Source organism: Methylomonas aurea (assembly GCF_024505045.1).
In the GTDB taxonomy this organism is placed as follows: Bacteria; Pseudomonadota; Gammaproteobacteria; order Methylococcales; family Methylomonadaceae; genus Methylomonas; species Methylomonas aurea.
Genome location: NZ_JANIBM010000004.1, coordinates 226,135 through 251,225, shown reverse-complemented (window position 1 = coordinate 251,225; position 25,091 = coordinate 226,135). Strand labels below are relative to the sequence as shown.

Below are 25,091 nucleotides of genomic sequence, written 5' to 3'. Positions count from 1 at the left end.
AACGGCCGACGCCGCTGCAATGACGGGGCGCGCCGACCCGCGAGTTTGACCGCGGTCAAAACCCCCAGAATTCGACGTTTTCGAACGAAAACAACTCGCTGGGCGGCAGTTTCTCGCTCAACTCAGCCAAGCGTATCGGCTTTTCTATGCCGTAGCCCTGGCAAAAATCGACGCCGATCTCCTTCAGCACGCTGCGGATTTCGTTGTTCTCGACATATTCGGCGATGGTTTGCAGCCCCATCGAATGGGCGATTTCATTCATCGATTTGACGATAGCGACGTCGGCCTTGTTGTTATGTATTTCTTTGACTAAGGCGCCGTCGATCTTCAAATAATCGACATTGAGATTTTTCAGGTAGGAATAAGACGAATATCCGGAACCGAAGTCGTCGAGGGAAAATTTGCAGCCGAATTTTTTGATCGCACCGATAAATTTTTTGGTGAAACCCAAGTTTTCGGCCGCGACGGTTTCGGTGATTTCGAACGTGATCTTTTCGCTAGGCACATTGCCCGCCGCCAACACCGATTTCAGAAATTCCAGAAACTCCTCGCTGTTGATCGATTGGCCTGACAGGTTGATCGAGAACCCGTCCATTTTATCGAACACCCCCCGGTTGCCGGCGATCCAGTCGAACACATTATTAACCACCCATTGGTCGATCTCCGGCATGCGCTGGCAACGCTCCACCGCCGGAATGAAATGGTCTGGCGGGATTACATTGCCGTCCTCGCCGGTGACGCCAAGCAATATCTCATAATGCAGATGGCTGCCCGCAAACGGATCGGTGGCGGCAATCATCTGGCAGCGAGCGAACAGGCGGTTTTCTGCCAACACCTTGTCGATCCGACCGATCCATTCGTGCAGCTTTTCCTGGTAACGCAAGTTCTCGTCTTCACTGGAAAACACCAACACGTTATTCGGCCCGGAGCGCTCGGCCGACATGCTGGCGGAATCCGCCCGGCGCAGCAATTCCTGCACGTCATAACATTCGGCCGCGAACGGCGCCAAGCCCAGGCTGACACTGATCGAGAAACTGCTTTCCTGCCACTGGAAATGCGCTTCGTTAACCACTTTCACCAGCTTTCGCGCCGAAGCCAAACCTTCCGCGGCGGAACGGTTCTTGAATAGAATCGCGAACGATTCGTCACCGAGCCGCGCCAGCAAATCCTGGCTATCGACATGTTGCGCCAGAGTTGCCGCCAAACTTTTCAGCAATTGATCGACGCCGGCAGTACCGCAGATATTGGCAATGACCCGCAGGTTAAGCACTTCCATATGACACAGCATATGGTGGGCTTCGCCGATCCGCCCTGTCTCGTTTTTGAGCTGTTTGCAGAACTCGTCACGGGTAAACAGCTCGGTCACCGGGTCGTGCGTGGCATTGAACAGCAATTTTTCATGCATCTTCTGCAACATTAGGTTGGTGGTCCTGTCCACCAGCGGCGAATCCAGGCTTTCCATTTTGATCGCGTCGCCGCTACGCATAGCTTCGGCCAATTCTTCCTTACTCAATTCCAGTTTGTTGAGTCCATCGCGGTTGACGAACACGTACAACTCCAACAAGTCGCCGATCCAGACCAGCTTCATCGCCTCGAAGCCCTGGCCGTCGCGGAGCATGGTAAACCAATCGCCGACGCTGAGTTGCTCGACCTGGGCCAGCCAAGCGTCTTCCTTGACCGGCAGATCTTTGTGGCTGCCGCTATCGGCCGGCGGAATTCTGACCGTCGCCATCGGTTTGCGCACTTTCGGTTCGCCGCTACCCAGCAACAACGCGGTCAGCTCGTCGACCACGCTATCGAGAAAAAACACGTTGGTGCATACCGAAGTCAATTGCTCCTTAACGTAGTCAAGCGTGGTCTGGATGCTGGCCGCCTGGATCTTCAGCATCGAATCCTGTTCGAACAACCAGAACAACAGATCGTCGAACACCTTCAAATAGGTGCGTTTCTCCTCGGGTTTGCGCTCGCTGTTCAATTCGGCGATCAGCAACAGGTGTTGCCAGCCGTATTGCAATAACTCCGGAATCACTTTCGGCACCACCCGCCCGGCGATGCGCTTGTCGATTTCAGCCTGTACCGAAAGCCGCGCCTTCTCCAGCTTCTGTTGACCTTCGTAGGTTTCTACGATGCGTTTGACATTGGTGTCGACCGACCGCGTCACCTGGCGGGTAAGTTCCTCCAACTCCCGCTCGGCCTGTTTGAACACCTCCGGGTTGGTTTTGGATTCGTTGTTAATCCGGGCAACGATATTGTCAACCGCAGTTTTGATGTTAATGTTTTTGACGACTCTATTGGCTTTGACCGCCGGCTCCAAGGTCGACAATTGGTTCAGAATATTTTTCACCGGATGCAAATCGGCATTCAAAAAATCGTCGCCGCGCAAGGCCAAAGACAGCAGCGGCAAATGGATGCGTTCCAATACCGGCTTGATTTCCGAAGTTTGGGCGACGTCGTTGAACAACGTTTCAAAAAACCGGCCGTAGAGTTCCAGATGTTGCAAATCGGCCGCGGAAAACGATTTGGCGCCCAGCCCCAATCCGCTCAAGGTCTCCTGCAAACGCTGTTTCAGCGCCGAGGCATCCCAATGCAGCTTGGGCTCGCCGGCCAGATTTTCCTGCAATTTGGCGATTGCCGCGGCGATTTCGTCGCGATCGAATAGTGCCGCCGCCGACGGCCGCGCTGCGGCGGCCGATACGGCGAGTTCCGGATAATCGATACCGGTTTCGGTCAATAAATCCAGCAACGTCGCCGCGACTTGGCCGATCGGCCGCCGCTCGCGAACCTCGGCGGTCACCGGCATTGTGCCGCCGCCAAACCCTTGCGCAGCTTGGCCCGGTCGCCGTTTCTCGGCAAGGGTGTCGCCACTTGCGGCGCGGGATTTGCCGATGTCGGTCCAATGCTCCTGGCGTACCGGCTTTCTATCTGCGGATTGATTACGCGACAGGAAAGAATAAGTCTTCTGGTAAAGTCCATTCAGATCGTTGAACAATACCTTGCCGAACGCGCTATAAACCAAGCTGTTGATTTTCCGGGTCAGATCCAGTTGGATCACCAACTCTCGAAAACTATCGCACAACACCGCAGGAGCAACGGGATTGGCGACGCCGCTTTCGTTGAAACCGAATATCCGTCCGATTTCGCTGGCAACTAGGTTGATTTGTTCGTCGTAATGGTTGGCCAGCTTCCGGATAATCAGCGACATATTCAGCCAGTCTTCGAAATCCTCTTTCTCGACCAGTGAAAGCGCGTTGTAGTCTGGAATCAACCGCTCCTTGTCGGAGCCATCCCTAGCAATGTCGTCGACTTGGGACAGCACAGAGGTGCAAAATTCGCTGATAAACTTCTCCCTCCCGGTTTTCAGTACCGTGACCAAATCGTCGCACATCGACTGGTTGGTGAAGCACTCGCTGTACTGGTTGGAATCGGCAATATAACCGCCCACCATTTCGTAATAGTGGTTCAATAGCGGCGGCAGGTTTTCGATCAGAAACACTTTGAACAGGTTTCTCAGTTTTTCCTGATCCAACTTATTGGGTTTGGCATCGTTTGCCTCAGCCAACAACGCATTGAGCGGCGCTTTGGCCAGGTTTTTCAAGGCCTCGAACGCATTGCGCGGCATGTTGTCGACTGCAATTCCGATACCGCTGCCGGCAACATGCAACGCTCTGGCATCGATGTCGTATTTCTCGCCGCCCGTCGCCGATGGGATCGAAAATCGGACTTTAACCGTTTTATCCAACGGAATTTGTTCGGGCGTTTTAAGCGCCACAAAAAAGCCGCCCTGACAGAAATCCAAAATCACTCCGTCGAAACTCAACCGGTTGTCGACCACCAACACGGCTGCCAGCTCGATCGGATAGCGGATGTACCTGCGCTGCTTCGGTTTGTTAATATTGGTAGGCATGTAAAACGAAAATTGAAATTGTATCGATCGGCAAATCCAAAATGGGGCCTCCAAAAAACGACCGAGCGGTGCAGCCCGTATCGGGCTGGAAAACGCGAATCAGGTATCCGGCATACGCGAAAATTGGCTTCTGCGGCAAAGCCTCTAACAACGGCGTTAACTCTCGAATCCAATACTACACCAGCTCCACGGAACGCACAAATAGCCGCCGATCGCCGCAAATTCGCGTTGATTGGGGGTCTAAAGCCGTAGACTTAATCACCTGTTACTAACGAAAGAGACACCGATTGGGCCGGCCGGGAGGCTCTTGGCCGAAACATCCCGGTGCAGGTCCGTGTACAATGATAGCAATGGCCGCCGAAATACATCTCCGGCAAACGGAGCTCGGCCGGCGGCGCCCTGTTCGCGGCCGGCTGTCAGCATAAGCCCCGCATTGCCCGAAATTCCACAAATACAGCATGATCACCCCCTCATTCGCCCCGCCGTCTGTTGCGGCGTCCCGTTTCAGCGTCGCGCCGATGTTGGACTGGACCGACCGCCATTGCCGTTACTTCCACCGGCTCTTGAGCCGGCATACTTTGTTATATAGCGAAATGGTAACCACCGGCGCAATTTTGCGCGGCAATGCCGAACGGCATTTGCAATTCGACGCGGCAGAGCATCCCGTGGCCTTGCAACTGGGCGGCAGCGATCCGGCCGAATTGGCGCAATGCGCGAGTATTGGCGCCGCCTATGGTTACGATGAAATCAACCTTAATGTAGGCTGCCCCAGCGATCGGGTACAAAACGGCCGCTTCGGCGCTTGCCTGATGGCAGAACCGCAATTGGTCGCCGATTGCGTCGCAGCCATGCGCGATGCGGTTTCGATTCCGGTGACAGTCAAATCTCGCATCGGCATCGACGACCGCGACTCCTACGCCGAGTTGGTCGATTTCATCGCTACAGTCGCCCGTGCCGGATGTAAAACTTTCATCGTCCACGCCCGCAAGGCTTGGCTATCAGGATTGTCGCCGAAAGAAAACCGCGAGATTCCGCCATTGCGTTACGATGTGGTGTTTCAGTTGAAGCAAGATTTTCCGGAACTTGAGATTGTGATAAACGGTGGCATTAATACCCTGGATGCCGCGGAAGCTTTGCTGAACCAGGTCGACGGCGTCATGCTGGGCCGCGAGGTTTACCATAACCCTTTCCTGCTGGCGCAGGTTGACGCACGGATTTTCCGGGATGAACGGCCGCTGCGCAGCCGGCAGCAGATCGCGATGGCCATGCAAGCTTATATCGAACAGCAATTGGAAAGTGGCCAACGCCTGCATAATATCACCCGCCACATGCTCGGCCTGTTCCACGGTGCGGACGGAGCCCGGGCCTGGCGCCGGCATCTGAGCGAGAATGCCGGCAAACCAGGCGCCGGTTTTCAGGTGGTTTTGGACGCTCTGGCATTTACTTTTTGATCCTGTATACTCACGGCATTTTTTTACCCAGGGGCGGCGATGGAAGAATATTTCTCCAAAATCATTCAGGCGATAGGCGAAGACGTGAACCGGGAAGGTTTGCGCGATACGCCGAAACGGGCCGCGAAAGCCTTTAAGTTCCTGAACAACGGTTACGAAAAGAACCTGGACGACGTCTTGAACGGCGCCATTTTCCAAGCCGATACCGAAGATATGGTCATCGTCAAGGATATCGAACTCTATTCGCTGTGCGAACACCATCTACTACCCTTCATCGGTAAATGCCACATCGGTTACCTGCCGCAAGGCAAGGTACTGGGCTTGTCGAAACTGGCTCGGATCGTCGACATGTACGCCCGGCGGTTGCAAATTCAGGAACAGTTGACCCGGCAAATCGCCGACGCGGTGGAAACCGCCATCGACGCCCGCGGCGTCGCGGTCGTGATCGAAGCCAAACATTTGTGCATGATGATGCGCGGCGTCGAAAAGCAAAACTCGGTGATGACCACTTCGGTGATGAGCGGCATTTTCCGCCAGGAAATCAGCACCCGTTCCGAGTTCCTCAATCTGATCAACCGAAAATAAGCCGATGAGCGAAACTCCTGCCGGAAAAACCGGCGTATTGCTGGTCAATCTCGGTTCGCCGGCTTCGCCGAAAACCGGAGACGTCAGGCGTTTCCTGCGCGAGTTCCTGGGCGACCCGCGGGTCGTCAACCTGCCGCGACCGCTGTGGTGGCTGATATTGAATCTGTTCGTGCTGCCGTTTCGGCCACGCAAATCCGCCCATGCCTACCAGTCGATCTGGACCGAACAAGGTTCGCCGCTGATCGTATTCAGCCAACAATTGACCGAAAAATTGAAAGCGCGTCACGGCGGACCGTCGCTGACTATCGACTGCGCGATGCGCTACGGCAAACCGGCCTTGCGCGACAAATTACGCGATCTGAAAAAACAAGGCGTCGACGAAATCGTGATACTGCCGCTCTACCCCCAATATTCGTCGACCACCACGGCCTCGATTTTCGACATCGTCGCCGACGAATTCGTCGACTGGCGGCATATGCCCGGCCTGCGTTTTATCAGCGATTTTCACCAGCACCCGGCTTACATCGCCGCTGTCGCCGCCTCGGTGCAGCAACATTGGCAACAAAACGGCCAAGCGCAATTGCTGGTGATGTCCTTTCACGACTTGCCGGCCAAATTGACCGAATGGGGCGACCCTTACTATTACCAATGCCAGGCCAGCGCCCGCTTGATTGCCGAGCAATTGGGCCTGGCCGAAACGCAATGGAAACTGGTGTTTCAGTCGCGCTTCGGCCGTGCGGAATGGTTGAAACCCTATTGCGTGGAAGTGCTTGAGGAACTACCCAAGCAAGGCATCCGCCAAATCGACATGATCTGTCCCGGATTTTCGGTAGACTGCCTGGAAACGCTGGAAGAAATCGCAATCGCCAATCGCGAACTGTTTTTGGAAGCTGGCGGCGAAAGCTACCGCTACATTCCGTGCCTGAACGACAGCGACGCCCACGTCGAGCTGATGCTAGAGTTAATACGAACCGCGCGCTGACGTCGCGGCAGATAAAAACGGGGGGAGGCAGCATGCAACAGAATATTCTACAAAGCTGGAACGGCGAATGGCCTCAGGCCCGCTCTACCGAACCACTGGCAACCGGTGCGGGAGTGATCGACCAGGGCGCTTTCAATACGATCGAGGTCGACGAACTGTTCGACAACGTCAATTACGCCAGCACCCTGGCCGGCCAAGCCGTACTGTACCGTTCGCTGGCCCAGCCCATGAACGACCGCGAAGCGATTGCCGCCAAACAAGACGCCGTGCGCGAAATTCGCGACAACCCTGCCGTCCGGGAAAACATAGAGAATATCGTCGCCAATGCCGCCGCCGGCGAAAACCGCTTGTATCTGCTGCTGTTCGGCGAATTCCTGGGCGGTTTCGGCACCGCCCGCGAAGACAATCAGATCGAGGGCTACGGCTACAAACAATACGTGCGCGGGATTCGCGTGGTGCTGAATCTGGTCGGCGCCATTTACAATTCCGGCCGGCCGCAAAGCCCTTATCTGCAAAGCGTATTCGACAAAATCGGTAATTTCGCCCAAAGCAACGAATACTCGCTGATGGTCGGCCCGGTCTACAACAGCGAAAAAGGCCTGCAAAGCAAGGAACAACGTAAAAACTCGTTTGCCCCGGCCACGATTTTCCGGCCAACACTGTTCAAACCGCTATTGATCGCAGTGTTGGTTACCGCAATCTGGGGATTGACCCGGATTTTCCCGAGCGACATGTTCCAGGTCACCCGCGACGGCCTGTCGGTGGCCTCGGTGTTTTTCCTGCCCCTGGCCTTGGCCTATATCCCGGTGGTCGGCGGCTACGACCGCGACAACTGCATCATACCGTTGCGCGACATCTACAAAAATTCTGCGGCACTCGGCGAACTGCTGGATGGCCTGGGCCAACTCGACGAATTGTTGGCCTTTATCAAATATGCCGAGAACTACGGCAGCGAAACCGTATTGCCGGAGTTGCTCGACCGCGACCACCACTCGATTGAATTGCAGGACGCGAAAAATCCGGTACTCGGCCACAAAAACCCGAACTACGTCGGCAACGATTTCAGCATGGGCGAGGAACGCCTGGTCTGCGTCACCGGGCCCAATAGCGGCGGTAAGACTGCGTTTTGCAAAACCGTTACTCAAATTCAATTACTGGCCCAAATCGGCTGCTACGTTCCAGCCCGGGCCGCCAAACTGATCGTAGCGGATCGGATTTTCTACCAGGCACCGGAAATCAGCCACCTCGACGACGGCGAAGGCCGCTTCGGCACCGAGTTGAAACGCACCCGCGACATTTTCCTGGCGGCGAGTAGCAACAGCCTGGTGGTGCTTGACGAAATGGCGGAAGGCACTACTTTTGAAGAGAAAATGCAATCTTCGATCGACGTGTTGGACGGCTTTTACCGCAAGGGTAACAGCACGATCCTGATCACCCACAACCACCAATTGGTCGACGTGTTCGTCAATCGCCGGGTGGCGACGCCGAAACAAGTGGAATTCGCCGACGACATGCCGACCTTCAAGCTGATCGACGGCATTTCCCGCGTCAGCCATGCCGATCGGGTAGCAAAGAAAATCGGCTTTTCCAAACAAGATATCGATAACTACTTAGCCAATTCATGAAAATAGGTACACCCGACACCGCTTCCGCCACTAAAGCCCTGCTGCTCGGTAGCGGCGAGTTGGGCAAGGAAATCGCCATCTCGCTGCAGCGTTACGGCGTGGAAGTGATAGCGGTCGACCGCTACCCCGGCGCTCCGGCGATGCAGGTGGCCCACCGCCGCCACGTGATCGACATGACCGACGCCGCGGCGGTCAAAGCCTTGGTCGCTCGGGAACAGCCGCACTTTATCGTCCCCGAACTGGAAGCGATCGCCACCGACGCGCTTGCAGAAATCGAACGCGACGGATCAACCACGGTGGTGCCGAATGCTCGCGCCATCCAATTGACGATGAACCGGGAAGGTATCCGCCAATTGGCGGCTGAAGAATTAGGCCTGCCCACTTCGGATTACGCCTTTGCCGACAGCTTCGAACAATTGCGGGCCGCAGTTGAGGGCGGCATCGGTTACCCATGCTTCGTCAAACCGACCATGTCGTCGTCGGGCAAGGGTCAGTCTATGGTGAAAAGCGCAGACCAATTGCAGGCGGCTTGGGATTACGCCAAAGCCGGCGGCCGTGCCGATACCGGTAAAGTCATCGTCGAAGCCAAAATCGATTTCGACTTCGAAATCACGTTATTGACCGTGCGCGCCCTGGATGCGGAAGGCCGGGTGCGGACCTATTTTTGCGAACCGATCGGCCACCGTCAGGAACACGGCGACTACCGGGAAAGCTGGCAACCGCAGGCCATGAGCGAAAACGCTATCGCTCTGGCACAACAAATCGCCGGCAAGGTCACCGATGCGTTGGGCGGACTGGGCCTGTTCGGCGTGGAACTGTTCGTCTCCGGCGATCAAGTCTGGTTCAGCGAAGTCAGTCCGAGGCCTCACGATACCGGCATGGTGACGATGGCCAGCCAGCGCCAGAGCGAATTCGACCTGCATGCCCGCGCGATTTTGGGTTTGCCGGTCAACCCCGGCTTGGATAAAACCGCCGCCAGCGCGGTAATACTGGGCGGCATCGACGCCAAAGCCGTCACTTACCAAGGATTGGAGCAGGCCTTGGCAATACCGGATACCGACGTGCGCCTGTTCGGCAAACCGGAAGCCTTCAGCGCCAGGCGCATGGGCGTCGCCCTGGCGACCGGGGATACGGTCGAGTCGGCACGAACCAAGGCCCTGCAAGCCGCTGCTGCGGTCAACATCCAGCAATGATCTGAAGCAACGTGAGGGCAAAGCGATGAAACATCTGCTGATCGCCATCTTATCCTTTGCGCCAATCGCAGATTCCGGCGCAGACATCTACAAATATGTCGCTCCGGACGGCCGGGTGTATTACACAGACGAACCGAAAAAAGGTTTCGACTATCGACTGATCATTCGCACCCGGCCGCGCACGTACCACCACGATTTGAAATTCATGTCCGGCAACAAGCTCAAATTCAACGATTTGATCGCCAAGGCCGCCGCCAAACACCAAATGGACCCGAAACTGCTGCATGCGGTAATACAGGCCGAGTCGGCCTATAATCCGAATGCCGTATCCTCAGCCGGCGCAGTGGGTTTGATGCAATTGATGCCCGATACGGCCCGCCGCTATGGCGTAACCGACCGCCGCGACGCCGAACAGAACGTAGACGGCGGTACCCGCTACTTGAAAGACCTGCTAGCCATGTTCAACTCGAATTTAACCTTGGCCGTAGCCGGATACAACGCCGGCGAAGGTGCGGTGATGAAGTACGGCAATAGCGTTCCGCCTTACCCGGAAACCCGCAATTACGTGCAACACGTACTGTCGCTATACCGGAAAAGCTGAGTGAAGGCCGCCGCGATAAAACAATTGATTGCCGGCTCGACCGAACTGTTCTCGTTGCCAGATATCTATTACCAACTCAACGAGATGATCCGCGATACGCGACACTCCCCTGCCGAAATAGGCACCGTAATCGCCCGCGATCCGGCGTTGTCGGCGCGCCTGTTACGCATCGTCAATAGCCCTTTCTACGGCTTCCAGGCCCCAATAGACACGTTATCGCGGGCCATTACCGTAATCGGCGTCGACGACTTGTACGGCCTGGTCGTGGCAACCTGCATCGCCGACCGGTTCCGGCAAATACCCTGCGAATTGGTGGATATGGCCGGATTCTGGCGGCGCAGCATCCATTGTGCGGTTCTGGTGCGGGCCTTGGCCAAGCGTTGCGCGGTTTTGCACGCCGAACGGCTGTTTATCGCCGGCCTGCTGCACGATATCGGCTCGCTGCTGCTCTACCACCGCCTGCCGGAGCCCAGCCGCCAGGCGCTGCTGGCCGCCAACGGCGACCGGCGATTGATTCCCGGCCTCGAGCAAAACCTGATGGGCTTCACTCATGCCGAGGTGGGTCGCGAGTTATTGAAGAGTTGGGACCTCCCCGAAAGCCTTTACGAGACTGTGGGCTGCTATCTAACACCTGAACAAGCGCTACTTCACAAACTGGACGCGCATCTACTGTATGTGGCCTGCCGTCTGGTCGACAGCAAAACACCAGAGGAGCGGGCCAACACCGCGGCGGGCTTTTCCAAGCAAACCCTGACCCTGGCACGTATCGGCCGCGAGCAAATTCTGGAAATTGCCGACCAAGTCGACCGGGAACTGCCACAAATGCTGGATTTGCTCAGCCCACCCTAACCCGCGACCGGTCGCAGCACGTCGACGCCGAATTGTTGCAGCAAACCTACGAGTTTGATCAACGGCAAGCCGACCAAGGCGTTCGGATCTTCACCGCAAATTTTATCGAACAAGGCGATACCCAACGCTTCCGATTTGAAACTGCCGGCGCAATCGTAGGGGCGGTCTACGTCCAGATAATACTCGATCTGCTGCAGGCTCAAGGGCTTGAAATGCACCTCGCACCGATCCAGAGCGGTAAAGTACTGTCCGCTGGCGCTATCCAATACGCAAAGCCCGGTGTAAAACGATACGGCTCTGCCCGATTGGCGCTGCAACTGAGCGACGGCCCGTTCGCGGCTCCCCGGCTTTCCCAGGACTTTGCCGGCCAATGCCGCTACTTGGTCGGAGCCGATCACCAAATGCGCGGGATAAGCACTACCGACCGCCAACGCTTTTTCGATGGACAAGCGCAACGCCAGGTCGGCGGGCGACTCATGCGGTCGGGGCGTTTCATCGACGTTCGCCGGGCAACAGCTAAAATCGATCGCCAGTTTCTTCAGCAGCTCGCGGCGGTAGGCGGAACTCGATGCCAGTACAATAGGATGTATATCGGTCACGGTTAGTATGTTGTCAGTTTGACGCAACAGTCTGATATCTGTATCATTGTACAGTTATGTCAGACAAGTTTCCCGACCATATCGATCCTCTGCTGTTCGCTGAAAGACGTAGCGTATTGGCCGGGGAATTGAACATCGCCACCCTGGAACGCTTAGCCGACAGCGTGGTTGACCGTAGCGGCACCTTACAAGTCCGAATCGAATTCGGCAAAGAGGGTAAGCGGGTTAGCGTGTCCGGCCATATCGGGGGGGACATTCAACTGGAATGCCAATCCTGCCTGCAGGCGCTGGCATGGCCTGTAGATATCAGCTTTAAATTGTCTGTTGTGTCTTCGCTACAGGAGGCCAAACAACTGGACGATTCCGAGCCGTTAATGCTGGACGGCGACACGATTTCGTTAACCGCCTTGATCGAGGACGAAATTTTGCTGGCGTTGCCGGATTATCCGCGACACCCGTTCGAATGCATCGAACGCAACCGTTCCGAAGACGCCGATTACGGCGCAACCGATAGTCAGATCAAGGCTAACAACCCTTTTTCTGTTTTAGCAAAACTTAAAAAAACTGGAGATTGAAATGGCAGTACAAAAGAGCAAAGTATCGCGTTCCAGACGCGGTCAACGTCGTTCACACGATGCATTGGTCGGCAAAACCCTGGCCCAGGATCCGTTGACCGGGGAAACCCATCTGCGCCACCACATGACGCCGGACGGTTATTTCAAAGGCCGCCAAATCGTCGGCGCGCACGAAGAAGATTAATCGCCTTAAACCGGCCGCGCTGTTGTCGGCGCCTTAGGCACCCGAGCCAGCCGCTGCGGCAGTATCGCCGGGTCCGGCGCTTTCGGAAACGGTAGCCAGGTGGCGGACGGCGATTTCGGTCAAACGGTAGTCTCTGGGTAAAGCCAACTTGTTGTTCGACAGCAGTTGGCTTCTTTCAACTTCTGGGGTTAGTCATAAGCGTGAGCTCAACTCTCTCAATCGACGCCATGGGCGGGGATTTCGGTCCGCAAGTAACGGTTCCCGCCTCTCTGGCCTGTTTAAGAAAAAATCCGGATCTGAAACTCATCATGGTTGGCGACGAAGCGGTTCTGAACAAACTGCTGGAGCCGGCGCTTGCCGAGTTCAACGGCCGGATCAGTATTCAGCACGCCTCGCAAGTGGTGGAAATGGATGAAACCCCGCAAAAAGCCCTTAAGAACAAAAAAGATTCTTCGATGCGGGTGGCAATCAACCTGGTTCAAGAGGGTAAGGCCGACGCGTGCGTCAGCGCCGGCAATACCGGCGCGCTGATGGCAACCGCCCGCTTCGTGTTGAAAATGATCCCCGGCATCGACCGCCCCGCCATCATTTCCACCTTACCGTCGACCTTCGGCCATACCCACATGCTGGACTTGGGCGGTAACGTCGATTCCAGCGCCGAGCATCTATACCAATTTGCCGTGATGGGTGAGGAAGTGGTCAAAGCGGTGGAAAACATCGAAAGGCCGCGTATCGGCTTGCTGAATATCGGCGAGGAAGATATGAAAGGCAACGAGCAAGTCAAAGCTGCCGCCAAATTGCTGGAAAACTCCTCGCTGAACTACATCGGGTATGTCGAAGGCAACTCCATCAACGCCGGCAACGTCAAAGTCGATCTGATCGTCACCGACGGCTTCGTCGGCAACGTTGCCCTGAAATCGATCGAAGGTGCCGCAAAAATGATCGGCTCCAAATTGAAGGACAGCTTCTCCAAAAACTGGCTGACCAAAGTGGCCGGTCTGGCAGCCTATCCGGTGCTGAAACAATTCAAAGACAGCATCGATCCGCGCCTCTACAACGGCGCCAGCTTCATCGGCCTGCGCGGCCTGGTGATCAAAAGCCACGGCGGCGCCGACGCTCTGGCCTTCGAAACCGCCATACATCTGGCCGAACTGGAAGTCGAGCAAGGCGTTATCCGTAAAATCAGCGAAAAACTGGAAGTCGCACTGGCACAGAAGGCCGCACCATGAACCGCTGGACCAAGGTAATCGGCACCGGCGGCTATTTGCCGCCGATAATCCGTACCAACGACGATATTTCCAGCATGGTCGACACCTCCGACAGCTGGATTTACGAACGCACCGGGATCAAAAGCCGACGCATCGCCGGCCCGGAGGAAACCGCCTCAAGTATGGCCGAAATCGCCGCTCGGCAGGCCATCGACATGGCTGGCATCGCCGCGACCGACATCGACATGATCATCGTCGCCACCGGCACGCCTGAGCGAGTCTACCCGAGCACCGCCTGCCTGTTGCAAGAGCGGCTGGGCATCAAACACGCCGTCGGCTTCGATATTCAGGCGGCTTGTTCCGGTTCGGTTTACGGTCTCAGCATTGCCGACCAATACATCAAAACCGGGTTCGCCAACAACGTGCTGGTGGTCGGCAGCGAAATCTGCTCGCGGATCGTCGACTGGAGCGACCGTAGCACCTGCATTCTGTTCGGCGACGGTGCCGGCGCAATCCTGCTGACTGCCGGCACGGAGCCGGGCATTTTGTCCACCCATATCCATTCCGACGGCGGCTACGAAGACCTGTTGTATTGCCCGAATCCGCAAGTCGCAGCCGAGGCCAAACAGCACGAGTTGGCCTTCATCAGCATGCGCGGCAACGAAGTATTCAAAGTCGCGGTCAACACGCTGGGCCGGATCGTCGACGAAACCCTGGCCGCCAACGGCTTGCAGCAAAGCGATATCGACTGGCTGGTACCTCACCAAGCCAACACCCGCATCATTGCCGCCACCGCAAAAAAACTCGGCATGTCGATGGATCAAGTGATTCTGACCTTGGAGAACCAAGGCAATACCTCGTCGGCATCGGTACTACTCGCCTTTAACGAAGGCGTGCGCGACGGCCGCATTCAAGGCGGCCAGACCGTGCTGATGGAAGCGTTCGGCGCCGGGTTCACCTGGGGTTCCGTATTACTGAGGTATTAACAATGACAATTAACGAACAAAGTTACAATCTGGCCTTCGTGTTTCCCGGCCAAGGCTCGCAAGCGGTAGGAATGCTCGGCTCGCTGGCGGAAGCTAGTCCCATAGTCAAACAGACCTTCGCCCAAGCCTCCGACGCGCTGGGCTTCGATCTGTGGAATCTGGTCGCCAACGGCCCGGAAGCCGATCTGAACCAAACCCACAACACCCAGCCGGCCATGCTGGCCGCCGGTGTGGCGGTATGGCGGGCCTGGTGTGAAATAACTCCCATCCGCCCTGCCTGGATGGCGGGCCATAGTTTGGGCGAATATACCGCCTTGGTCTGTTCCGGAGCGATGGGCTTCGAAGACGCGGTGAAGCTGGTCGCAGCCCGCGGCCGACTGATGCAGGAAGCGGTACCGGCCGGCGAAGGCGCGATGGCCGCCATTTTGGGCTTGGAAGACCACCAGGTCGTCAATACCTGTGCCGAAGTCGCCAACGGCGAAATCGTCGCCGCCGCCAATTTCAACGCGCCGGGCCAAGTCGTCATCGCCGGCCAGACCGCCGCGGTCGACCGCGCCATCGACGCGTTGAAGGCGCTGGGCGCCAAACGCGCCTTGAAGCTGCCGGTCAGCGTGCCGTCGCATTGCGCCCTGATGGAAGCAGCCTCCGACCGGCTGAACGAGATTCTGCAAAGCCTGAATGTCGACATGCCAAATACCACCTTGATCCATAATGCCGACGTCAAATCGCACGGCTCGCCGGAAGTGATCCGCTACGCGCTGAAAGAGCAATTGTTCAAGCCGGTACGCTGGGTGGAAAGTATCAAATTCATGCACGAGCAAGGCGTCACCGCCTTCGTCGAATGCGGCCCCGGCAAAGTGCTGATGGGCTTGAACAAGCGCATCGCCCCCGATGCCGCCCACTTCACCTTGTACGACATCGAAACCATCAACAACGTTGTGGAGCAACTCCGTGGATAAGAAAACCGCCATCGTTACCGGCGCCAGCCGCGGCATCGGCCGGGCCATCGCCGAAAGACTGGCCGCAGACGGCTTTTACGTACTGGGCACCGCCACATCCGATAGCGGCGCCGAGGCTATTTCCGCCTACCTGGGCGACAACGGCAAAGGCTACAAATTGAACGTGGCCGACGCCGCCGACATCGAAAACTTCATCAAAACCGCCGGCGACGAATACGGCACGCCAGCGGTTCTGATCAACAACGCCGGCATCACCCGCGACAACCTGTTGATGCGGATGAAGGACGAGGAATGGGACGATATCATCAACACCAACCTGACCTCGATCTTCCGGATGAGCAAAGCCGTGTTGCGCAGCATGATGAAAGCCCGCTACGGCCGGATCATCAATATCTCGTCGGTGGTCGGTTCGACCGGTAACGCCGGCCAGACCAACTATGCCGCAGCCAAGGCCGGCATGGTCGGTTTCGCCAAGTCGATGGCCAAAGAAGTCGGTTCGCGCGGCATCACCGTCAACACCGTCGCGCCAGGTTTCATCGATACCGACATGACCAAAGAATTGTCCGAAGAGATCAAGACCGCCCTGCTCGGTTCTATTGCGCTGGGCCGCCTCGGCCAACCGGAAGAAATCGCCCACGCGGTATCTTTCCTCGCCTCCGAACAAGCTTCCTATATCACCGGCGAAACCCTGCACGTCAACGGCGGCATGTACATGCCCTAACCGGCATCCGGACAAGCTGGACAAAAAAGGCCTGTAGCCGAAAAAGCTACGGGCCTTTTTATTGCCCGTAGAGCGAACATCTCAACCGCGCTGCATCGCCAGCGCTACCGCCGCCGCCCGGGTCGAAACACCAAGTTTTTCGAATATATGTTCCAGGTGTTTGTTCACGGTTCTGGGGCTGGTACTGAGGATAATGCCGATCTCCTTGTTGGTCTTGCCGCGGGCGATCCACATCAGAATTTCGGCTTCGCGAAAAGTCAGTTTCAGCCTTTCGCGAAGCGTCTGCGGACTCCACTGGGCATCGTCGCGCTGCAACAGCAGCAGGTACTCGCCGGGTTGCTCGCAGGCGTTAACCGTGACCGCGAATCCCGGCACCAGCCGGTGCGGTTCCGAATCGGCCTCGGTTCGGCCGGATTGGCGCAACCAGCGTTGAAACCAGCCCAGCATGCCCTCCGGTAACACACTGTCGCTATCAAGCGCTACGTCCACCCCCTGGAATGCCTTGAAATCAGCCAGCCATCGCGCCCCGGCCGGCGTCCGCCAATGGATTTGGCCGCCGGCGTCGACCGCCAGCGCGGCAAACTCGCCATGGTTCAGTAACTGCTCGGCTCGGAGCAGATTGCGGGTCTGAGTCAGGTGCACTTCGATCCGCGCCAACACTTCGGCCGGCCGGATCGGCTTGACGATGTAATCCAGCGCGCCTTCGCCGAAGCCGCGCAGCAAGTTTTCCAATTCGCTGAGGCCGGTCATGAACAATACCGGAATCGCCGCCGTGGCCGGATCCGCCTTCAACCGGCTACAGGTTTCGAAACCGTCGATCCCCGGCATCATCACGTCCAGCAAAATGATGTCGGGCTTGATGTATTGGATTTGTTCCAGCGCCGAACTGCCGTCGGTGGCTACCAATACGCGGTAATTGGCTTCCGACAGCGTATCGGACAGCAAAGCCAAATTGCCCGGGGTATCGTCGACGATCAATACCGTGCCGTTGCTGAAAGCCGCTTCCGTCATCGTCCTGCCTCCTGTTTGGTCATATTCAATAATTGCCGGATTTGGCCCAACTTGAATTCGTTGGCCAACGTCTGCAACTTGGCAAAAAACAGCGCATACTGCGGCTGTTGCACCGACAGGCGTTGCAAGACCTTCTTCAAGCCCATCAAATCGCCGATCCGCACGTAGTCGACGCAGTCGGCCAGCAATTCCGCCGGAGGAATCAGCATCTCTTGTGCAGCGGCGGCAGCGGCAGCCGCAACGGGGTCGTCGCAATACAACCAATCCAGTGCCAGATACAGTTTCAGTTTGTGCATCAACTCCCGCACCTGGATCGGCTTGGCCAGGAAGTCGTTGCAGCCGGCATTCAGCGCCGCCATTCGGTCGCTAGCATAGGCATTCGCGCTCAGGATCACGATCGGTACGCTGCAGCCGCGCTCGCGCAACAGCATCGCGGTTTCGATGCCGTTCATGCCGCGCATCGAAATATCCAGCAAGATCAAATCCGGCCGCTCCTCGGCCACTTTTTCCAGACATTGCTCGCCGGAATCGGCTTCGCTCAGATAAAAACCCAACGGCTCCAGCATGTCCAGCAACAGCTCGCGGTGCTCGCGCTGGTCGTCGACCACCATAATTCTGCGTCTGGCGCCGCGGTAGCCGGCGATCGCGGCGGCTTGATCCGGCTCGGCATCGGCTCCCTGGCTGGGCAACAGCAAGCGCACGGTAAAGGTCGAGCCCTGCCCTACCTGGCTTTTCACAGTCAACTCCCCGCCCATCACCTCGGTCAGAATTTTACTGATGGTCAAACCCAGCCCGGCGCCAGCCACCGCATTGCCGGTCGGTTGATTGACGCGGGTGAACGGTTGAAAAATATTCTGCAAATGTTCCTCGTCGATCCCGGCACCGCTATCGATAACCTGAAAACTGGCGACACCGCCGCTGTAACCGATGCGAAACACGATCTCGCCTTGCTCGGTAAACTTGACCGCATTGCCCAGCAGATTGATCAGAATCTGCCCTACCCGCTTCTCGTCACCGCGCACCCGTTGCGGCAACTGGTTGCCGATCTGGCAGTTGAAACTCAAGCCCTTATCCTCGGCCTGGACCCGGTAGGTATGCACCAAATGCTCGATAAACTCCGGGAAATTGAAGGTTTGATATTTCAATTCGAATTTGCGCGCCTCGATCCGGGCGATGTCCAGAATATCCTCGACCAGCGCGCACAAATGTTCGCCGCTACGCTTCAAGGTTTCCACGGCCTGCTTGCGATGCGGCGGAATCTCCGGGTCCTGATGCAGGATATGGGCGTAGCCGATGATGCTGTTCAACGGCGAGCGAATCTCGTGACTCATGCTGCTCAGGAAGCGGCTTTTGGCCTGATTCGCGCTGTCGGCCAGTTTCATCGCTTGTTGCAGTTTGCTGTCGGTCTTCTTGTGCTCATCGATTTCCTGCAGCAGCAGTTGGGTCTGCTTGGCAGTCTCCTCATGGGCGACGCGGCGGCTTTCCGCGTTCAGAATCAACCACCAGGTGCATAGGCCGATGAAGACCAGCAACGAGGCATAGATTTTCAAAAAATTATTCAACAACAACTGGAAGGCCGCAGTATCGCGGCGAATGCTGAGCAAATCCTGGTAATAGATGATGCTGATGAAAATACCGGTAAGCACCGCCAGAAAGCCGAACAGCAAACCGAAGCGCAATAAACGCATCCGCGCATGCAGACTCAGAAATTCGGGCAGGCCGTATTTGGCCATCCGCTCCAAATAGTCGTCGAAGCGAAATCCGACCTTGCAGCTATCCAGGCAGCGGGCATCCAGCGTACAGCACAGCGAACAGATACTGCCGCCGTAAGCCGGGCAATAAGCCACGTCGTCGTGTTCGAACTCGTTTTCGCAAATCGAACAGGTGTTGCGGGCGTAGCGGTTGCGCTCGTCGCGGTCGCGTGCCAGATAATGTTTGCCCTGGCTGAACCAGGCCAGCGCCGGCACCAGCGCAAAGGCCAAGCCCAACGCGATCAAGGCCGAGAAGGCTTTGGGCCACTCGCCGAACAAACCGACGTAAGCCAGAATCGACACCAGCGATGCGACGAAAGTCGAGACCATACCGACCGGATTCAAATCGGACAGATAAGCCCGCTTGAACTCGACTTCCTTCGGGCTCAAGCCCAAGGGCTTGTTGATCATCAATTCGGCGGCGACGGTGCTGATCCAGGCGATCGACATATTCGAAAACAAGCCCAGCACCTTCTCCAGCGCGCCGAACACGCCGAATTCCATCAACAGCAGCGCGATCAGCACGTTGAACAATAACCACACTACCCGCCCCGGATGACTGTGGGTCAGACGCGAGAAGAAATTGGACCAGGCCAGCGAGCCGGCATAGGCGTTGGTGACATTGATCTTGAGCTGGCTCAACACCACAAACAAGGTGGTGGCAGCCAACGCCCATTGCGGATTGTCGAATAATTCGTTGTACGCCACCAGATACATCTGGGTCGGCTCGTGGGCATGCTCGGCGGGAATGCCGTGGCGGATCGCCAAGTGCGCCAACAACGCCCCCAACAACTGCCGCACCACGCCGAATACCACCCAACCCGGTCCGGCCGCCAACATCGCCCCCCACCAGCGCCATTTGTTTTGCTCGGTTTTATCCGGCAAGAAGCGCAGAAAGTCGACCTGCTCGCCGATCTGCGCCACCATCGAACAGGCCACCGTCGCCGCGCTGCCGAACAGCAGCCAATCGAAACCCTGGCCGCTGCCGGCAATCCAGAAATAGGTTTCCAACGTCATCAACGCTTCCGGCTCGGCCCGCGCCACCGCGATATACGGCGCGATCAACAACAACAGCCAGACCGGCTGGGTCCAAAGCTGCATCCGGCTGATGGTGGTGATGCCGAAGGTCACCAGCGGCACCACGATGACCGCGCTGACCACATGGGCGTACGCCAACGGAATCTGAAAATACAATTCCAGCGCCAGCGACATGATCGAAGCTTCCAACGCAAACAGCGTGAAGGTGAACGAAGCGTAAATCAGCGAGGTAACGGTCGAGCCGATGTAGCCGAAGCCGGCGGCGCGGGTCAGCAGATCGATGTCGATATGAAAGCGGGCGGCGTAATAGCTGATCGGCAGCGAGGTGATGAAAATGACGATGCCGACGGCGATGATGGCCCAGAAAGCGTTGGTAAAGCCGTAGTTGATCGACAGAAAGCCGCCGATCGCTTCCAGCACCAGAAACGAGGTCGAACCGAACGCGGTGTTGGCGACCTGGAACTCCGACCATTTGCGGAAACTGCGCGGCGCATAGCGTAGCGCGTAGTCTTCCAGGGTTTCGTTGGCGACCAGGGCGTTGTAGTCGCGGCGGATTTTGGTGATGTTTTGGTGGATGGTTTTCATTTGGTTGTGTCGCTGCCGCGACGGAGTTTGTTTGAAGTCGGGTCTCGGCCCGACAGCCGAGTGACTTTTCTTTGCTTGGCCAAAGAAAAGTCACCAAAAGAAAGGCCACCCGACATTCCGCCTTAATCCTGCGCTTCTCGCTTTTGGTGAGGGTTTTCGGAAGGGCCATCCTTGGCCCTCCGAAAACGAGCGGCATCCCTGCCGCTCCCCTATCGGGCTATTCTCACCAAAAGCTGCGATGCTCGGGGCGGAATAACGGGACGAAAACCGTCGCGCTATCAAAACGGCTTGGGTTAGATCAAGATTTGTAGGGTGGGCTCGGCTTTTTGTGCCCACGCGGACACACCGTTCACTCCCCCACAACCAATTCATCAACGCCATCACCCCAATCCATCGAATAAACGCCTTCCTTAACATATCGATGAAACGTCGAATACGGCCAATCTTTGACCTGCTACGAATACCCGTGCTTTACCGGGTTGTAATGAATGTAATCCATATGCCGGGCAAAATCGGTTTCATTCCGTATTTGATGCTCCCAATACCGGCGTTGCCATAAGGTTGATTCCCGACGTTTTTGTTTCGAGGCATTGATCCATTCGGCCCGCCGATATGCGTCACCACATGCCACGCTCACCTGCCGTTTCATCACGCTCCAACGGGTTGAATAATCCGCGTCGTCGCCCGGCAAGGTCCAGATAGTATGCAAATGATCCGGCAACAAAACCCAGGCATCAATGGTAAACGGCCGTTTGGTTCGAGTGGTGGCAATTGCCGCCCTTAAAGCCTCCCGTATCGGTTCATCGCATAAAATCGTTTGCCGCCGATACGTCACCACCGTGAAAAAATACGTTGCACCGGGATTTTGCGAGCGGCGGTAACGGGACATTTCGGTCGTTAATTTTTGATGGTTAAATCAGGGTTTGTGGTTTTCCCCGCGTGGGCACAAAAAGCGTGTGCCCACCCTACATTGATAAATGTGCAGCATTCAATCGTGAATTTCACCCACTAGTGAACCGAACATTAAAAATTGGTGGATTTTAGGAAAATCCCAATCGGCCAAGCCGAACTCCTTTAGAGCCTCTAAAGCACCATCTTTAGAACAATCCTCAAAATCTTCCGGATATGTATCTACAAACCAAGCCCAAAACACTTTAGCTTCTAAAGGTAAGCTGCCTGCGATACCCTGAAACATTAGAATGGCATCAAGAATAAAATCTGATGAAAACCGATGTATTGGAGCAATGTTCAATTTACCCTTAGGGTCTTTATCCGCGTGTTTAAAAAAATTGTACGGGCTATTAACTGCGCGAATGTGTTCTCTAAATTGTTCTCTACTTAACCCCTCCGGGTTTTTAATAGCGCTGCTAACTCCGCAATCCTGCCCGACATCCACAAGAATTTGGTGAGCTGAGCAAATTATTGTATGAATAACAACGGGATCTCGATTTTCAAAGAAGAGTCTCACCGCCTCAATTATCTGTCTTTCTGCCACGTCAGTTTTGTCAATCCAGACTGGGTTCATTCGTTTTCCTTAGTTCGTGATGTCCTGGGCAAAGTGAAGGGTATCAATCGCGATTGATACCTCCATACTCCCCCCAATCTTGGGCAGCATCCTATAACACCTTCCTGCATCAAACCATGGAAATTCGTCCAGTCACTTCCAACCACGCGACAGGTTTACTCCCGTTATTCCGCCCCGAGCATCGCAGCTTTTGGCGAGATTAGCCCGTAGGGGAGCGGCAGGGATGCCGCTCGTTTTCGGAGGGGCTGGGAAGCCCCTTCCGAAAACCCTCGCCAAAAGCGAGACGCGCAGGATTAAGGCGGAATGTCGGGTGGCCTTTTCTTTGGATACTTTCTTTTGGCCAAGCAAAAGAAAGCATCTCGGCTGTCGGGCCGAGACCCGACATTAAAACCAGCCGTCGCGCCAGCGACACCTCAATTGATTCTCCGCTCACGGTTCGACAAGCCTCTCGGCAACTGCTCCTGCGTTGCTCTACCTCCTGTATCCATGCAGTCGACCACGCACGGAATCAACACCAAAGCACATCACTTCCTCTCATGCCCAAACTGAAAAATCACCGGATTGCCCTGGTTATGAATAATCACCTCCTTCTTCGGCTCGTCGCCTATCGCCCCCGGTTGCGCAGACCCGCTCGCACCGGAGCCGGCAGCCGGAATCTCCCGGACCTCCACCCGCACGTCCGGCATCCATTTCGGTTTGAACAACTCGGTTTTGACTCGGCCGGGTTGCTTCGGCAGCGGCGCGTGCTCCAACACGTCCAGGCAGGCGGTGCCGATTTGGTCGACCAGTTTGTCGGCAATCCGCGCCGGGGCGACATCCTTGTCCAGCGCGTGGGCGCTGAAAGTCGATTCGCGTTCCACCAACACCGCTTGATTGCCGGCATCGCGCAAACTGCAGGTCACCGGCAATACGTCGGCTTTTTGAAAATCGACGGCGCGCGGGTCGGAGTTGCCGGAGGAAAAGGAAAAGCCGACCGGGGTTTCCCGCCGCGCCACTTTACCCAGCCTGGCCTGCAACCGATGGCTGAACGGCCCGCTGGCACTGAGCGGAAACTGCCATTCCGCCAGATTGTTCCGTACCCGCTCTGCCAGATTCGCCGCGTCGAGTCCGCTGCCGAATTGCTGCAAATTGTCCTTGGCCAGTTCGAACGATATCGCCTGCAACGGCTTAACCGCTTCCGGCTCGGCCCGCAGCGCCGGCACGGCCAACACCCATAGGCCAACACCGGCCAAGGCCAATACTAAGCATGATTTTTTCATAGTGATCTCTCTCCCAAGTTGCTTGCCACTCTACGGACGCCGCGAGTTGCCGGCCATACGTCAAATGACTGATGAGTCATTCGCCCGATTGTGGCAGGGCCGCGCAAAATTCAAAAATTTCCCCGAAGTTTACGAGCGCCACGGCCGCCGGCTCTGGCAAGTTTTAACTAGATAGGGGAATGCAAATGACGGGTTTTAATCGACAAAAAACCGGCAGCCGGGCCATCGGCTTGCTGAGCGGTATGGCCTTGGGTGCCATCGGCCTGAGCCAGGCGCCGGAAGCGACAGCCGGCGCCACCTTCAAGATCGACGATACCAAATGGGTCAGCGTCGGCGCCGGTTTACGCACCAGTTTCCGCGCTCAGGAAAGCGCCGCCGGTACCGGCTCCGAAAAATGGAGCAACGATTTCAACCTGGACAATATCCGCTTATACATCAACGGCCAGATCCACAAATACCTGAAAGTGGAATTCAACACCGACTGCCAAACCTGCGGCAACGGCGGCGAGGTGCGGGTGCTGGACGCGATCGGCAAGTTCGAGGTCAATCCTTACGCCAACTTGTGGGTGGGCCGGATGCTGGTCCCGGCCGAACGCCGGGAAATGAACGGTCCGTTCTACAGCGCCGTTTATAACATCTTCTCCGCCGGCACGCCGTTCGAGCCATCGGATTACAACTTGACGATCGGACCGGACGGCAATTCGGCCGGTTCTTTCGGCCGCGACGACGGTGTCACCTTCTGGGGTGCGGCATTCGACGGTCGCTTGCAATACGCCGCAGGTTTTTTCCGCGGCTTACGCGGCGGCGCCAACGCAGACCACAACATTCTCTATGCCCAACGCGTCGCTTATAACTTTTGGGAAGTCGAGAAGAACCCAGGCTATTACACCTCCGGCACTTACTACGGCAAAGGCGGCGACATCTTGACCGTCGGCGTGTCCAACCAATACCAAGAAGATGGTGCCGGCACGACGGCCAACCCGGCCAACTTCCGCGGCACTACCGCCGATATCTTGCTGGAAAAAGTTCTGCCGGGCGGCGGCGTGGTGACCTTCAACGGCGAGTACAAAAACTACGGCCTATCAAACGGCTTTGGTCAGGCTCAGCGCGATGCCGCGACCTCTTTTGCGTCGGGCACGTTCGACATGTTCGAAGGCAACGCCTTCGACGTCAGCGGCATGTATCTGTTTCCACAAAAAGTCGGTATCGGCCAGTTCCAGCCGTTCCTGCGCTACGTCAACGTCTCCCCCAGCACCAGTTCAACTCGCGAGGTGTATGAAGCCGGCATCAACTACATCATCGACGGCCACAACGCCAAAATTTTCGCCAGCTACCAATACGGCGACCTGTTAACCAAGGGCATCAACTACAAATCAACCGCCACCGGCGACGACGTCAGCCAGATGATGGTCGGCTTCCAGTGGCAAATCTAAACCTAGCACGGAGGGTGGACACCGATTAGCTGCCCACCCTGGCAAACGGGCCACCATAGCCCACGAT

20 protein-coding genes and 1 pseudogene are annotated in these 25,091 nt (G+C 56.6%); 14 read left to right on the top strand and 7 right to left on the bottom strand.

Annotation, left to right across the window (positions count from 1 at the left end; genetic code table 11):
* Positions 1–55: 55 nt before the first annotated feature.
* Positions 56–3,904 carry a DUF1631 family protein gene (locus tag NP603_RS05860; protein WP_256609983.1) on the bottom strand — a complete coding sequence of 1,283 codons (3,849 nt, stop codon included), beginning with the start codon at positions 3,902–3,904 and terminating at the stop codon, positions 56–58.
* 458 nt (positions 3,905–4,362) lie between these two features.
* Here NP603_RS05860 and dusA point away from each other — a divergent pair, with 458 nt between their 5' ends.
* From dusA to NP603_RS05825, 7 genes are read left to right on the top strand one after another with little or no spacing between them, the layout of a single operon-like run.
* Positions 4,363–5,355 carry a tRNA dihydrouridine(20/20a) synthase DusA gene (gene dusA / locus NP603_RS05855; protein ID WP_256609982.1) on the top strand — a complete coding sequence of 331 codons (993 nt, stop codon included), beginning with the start codon at positions 4,363–4,365 and terminating at the stop codon, positions 5,353–5,355.
* Between the two features lie 39 nt (positions 5,356–5,394).
* The gene (gene folE, locus NP603_RS05850) at positions 5,395–5,940 is read left to right on the top strand and encodes a GTP cyclohydrolase I FolE (protein ID WP_140912158.1); all 546 of its coding nucleotides are present in this window, start codon (positions 5,395–5,397) and stop codon (positions 5,938–5,940) included.
* A gap of 4 nt (positions 5,941–5,944) precedes the next feature.
* Positions 5,945–6,922: a ferrochelatase gene (hemH, locus tag NP603_RS05845; protein WP_256609981.1), complete on the top strand. Its 978-nt coding sequence runs from the start codon at positions 5,945–5,947 to the stop codon at positions 6,920–6,922.
* A gap of 32 nt (positions 6,923–6,954) precedes the next feature.
* On the top strand, positions 6,955–8,547 hold the full coding sequence (locus tag NP603_RS05840) for a MutS-related protein (protein ID WP_256609980.1): 1,593 nt from the start codon (positions 6,955–6,957) through the stop codon (positions 8,545–8,547).
* Positions 8,544–9,740: a formate-dependent phosphoribosylglycinamide formyltransferase gene (gene purT, locus NP603_RS05835; protein ID WP_256609979.1), complete on the top strand. Its 1,197-nt coding sequence runs from the start codon at positions 8,544–8,546 to the stop codon at positions 9,738–9,740. The genes NP603_RS05840 and purT overlap by 4 nt, the downstream gene beginning before the upstream one ends.
* Before the next feature lie 25 nt (positions 9,741–9,765).
* A complete protein-coding gene (locus NP603_RS05830; protein WP_256609978.1) occupies positions 9,766–10,341 on the top strand; it encodes a lytic transglycosylase domain-containing protein in 576 nt (191 codons plus the stop codon).
* Positions 10,342–11,190: an HDOD domain-containing protein gene (locus tag NP603_RS05825; RefSeq protein ID WP_256609977.1), complete on the top strand. Its 849-nt coding sequence runs from the start codon at positions 10,342–10,344 to the stop codon at positions 11,188–11,190.
* Here NP603_RS05825 and NP603_RS05820 read toward each other — a convergent pair.
* On the bottom strand, positions 11,187–11,789 hold the full coding sequence (locus NP603_RS05820) for a Maf family protein (RefSeq protein WP_256609975.1): 603 nt from the start codon (positions 11,787–11,789) through the stop codon (positions 11,187–11,189). The two genes, NP603_RS05825 and NP603_RS05820, sit on opposite strands and share 4 nt — an antisense overlap.
* Positions 11,790–11,845: 56 nt before the next feature.
* On the opposite strand from NP603_RS05820, the gene NP603_RS05815 reads away from it, so the two are divergent.
* The 6 genes from NP603_RS05815 (at position 11,846) to fabG (ending at position 16,422) form a co-directional block, all read left to right on the top strand.
* Positions 11,846–12,364 carry a YceD family protein gene (locus NP603_RS05815; RefSeq protein ID WP_256609974.1) on the top strand — a complete coding sequence of 173 codons (519 nt, stop codon included), beginning with the start codon at positions 11,846–11,848 and terminating at the stop codon, positions 12,362–12,364.
* Position 12,365: 1 nt separating this feature from the next.
* On the top strand, positions 12,366–12,548 hold the full coding sequence (gene rpmF / locus NP603_RS05810; protein ID WP_054763470.1) for a 50S ribosomal protein L32: 183 nt from the start codon (positions 12,366–12,368) through the stop codon (positions 12,546–12,548).
* A 200-nt stretch (positions 12,549–12,748) separates the two neighbouring features.
* Positions 12,749–13,777 carry a phosphate acyltransferase PlsX gene (gene plsX / locus NP603_RS05805; protein ID WP_256609973.1) on the top strand — a complete coding sequence of 343 codons (1,029 nt, stop codon included), beginning with the start codon at positions 12,749–12,751 and terminating at the stop codon, positions 13,775–13,777.
* The gene (locus tag NP603_RS05800) at positions 13,774–14,742 is read left to right on the top strand and encodes a beta-ketoacyl-ACP synthase III (protein WP_256609972.1); all 969 of its coding nucleotides are present in this window, start codon (positions 13,774–13,776) and stop codon (positions 14,740–14,742) included. Before plsX ends, NP603_RS05800 begins: the two co-directional genes overlap by 4 nt.
* Positions 14,743–14,750: 8 nt before the next feature.
* Positions 14,751–15,701 carry an ACP S-malonyltransferase gene (gene fabD / locus NP603_RS05795; RefSeq protein WP_371928774.1) on the top strand — a complete coding sequence of 317 codons (951 nt, stop codon included), beginning with the start codon at positions 14,751–14,753 and terminating at the stop codon, positions 15,699–15,701.
* Positions 15,694–16,422, top strand: a complete 729-nt coding sequence (fabG, locus tag NP603_RS05790; protein WP_443192642.1) for a 3-oxoacyl-ACP reductase FabG — start codon at positions 15,694–15,696, stop codon at positions 16,420–16,422. The genes fabD and fabG overlap by 8 nt, the downstream gene beginning before the upstream one ends.
* An 81-nt stretch (positions 16,423–16,503) precedes the next feature.
* Here the strand turns inward: fabG and NP603_RS05785 are convergent, their stop codons facing one another.
* From NP603_RS05785 to NP603_RS05765, 5 genes and pseudogenes are all read right to left on the bottom strand, one after another.
* Positions 16,504–17,433, bottom strand: a complete 930-nt coding sequence (locus NP603_RS05785) for a response regulator transcription factor (RefSeq protein WP_256609969.1) — start codon at positions 17,431–17,433, stop codon at positions 16,504–16,506.
* Entirely contained in the window at positions 17,430–20,807 is a 3,378-nt protein-coding gene (locus NP603_RS05780; RefSeq protein ID WP_256609968.1) for a hybrid sensor histidine kinase/response regulator, read from the bottom strand. Before NP603_RS05780 ends, NP603_RS05785 begins: the two co-directional genes overlap by 4 nt.
* A 349-nt stretch (positions 20,808–21,156) precedes the next feature.
* Positions 21,157–21,696: pseudogene (locus NP603_RS05775) on the bottom strand (REP-associated tyrosine transposase).
* Positions 21,697–21,795: 99 nt separating this feature from the next.
* The gene (locus NP603_RS05770; protein ID WP_256609967.1) at positions 21,796–22,332 is read right to left on the bottom strand and encodes a hypothetical protein; all 537 of its coding nucleotides are present in this window, start codon (positions 22,330–22,332) and stop codon (positions 21,796–21,798) included.
* A gap of 524 nt (positions 22,333–22,856) precedes the next feature.
* Positions 22,857–23,591, bottom strand: coding sequence for a hypothetical protein (locus NP603_RS05765; protein ID WP_256609966.1), 735 nt, complete (start codon positions 23,589–23,591; stop codon positions 22,857–22,859).
* A gap of 185 nt (positions 23,592–23,776) precedes the next feature.
* Here NP603_RS05765 and NP603_RS05760 point away from each other — a divergent pair, with 185 nt between their 5' ends.
* Complete coding sequence (locus NP603_RS05760; RefSeq protein WP_256609965.1) at positions 23,777–25,024, top strand: hypothetical protein; 1,248 nt, start codon at positions 23,777–23,779, stop codon at positions 25,022–25,024.
* The last annotated feature ends 67 nt before the right edge of the window (positions 25,025–25,091 follow it).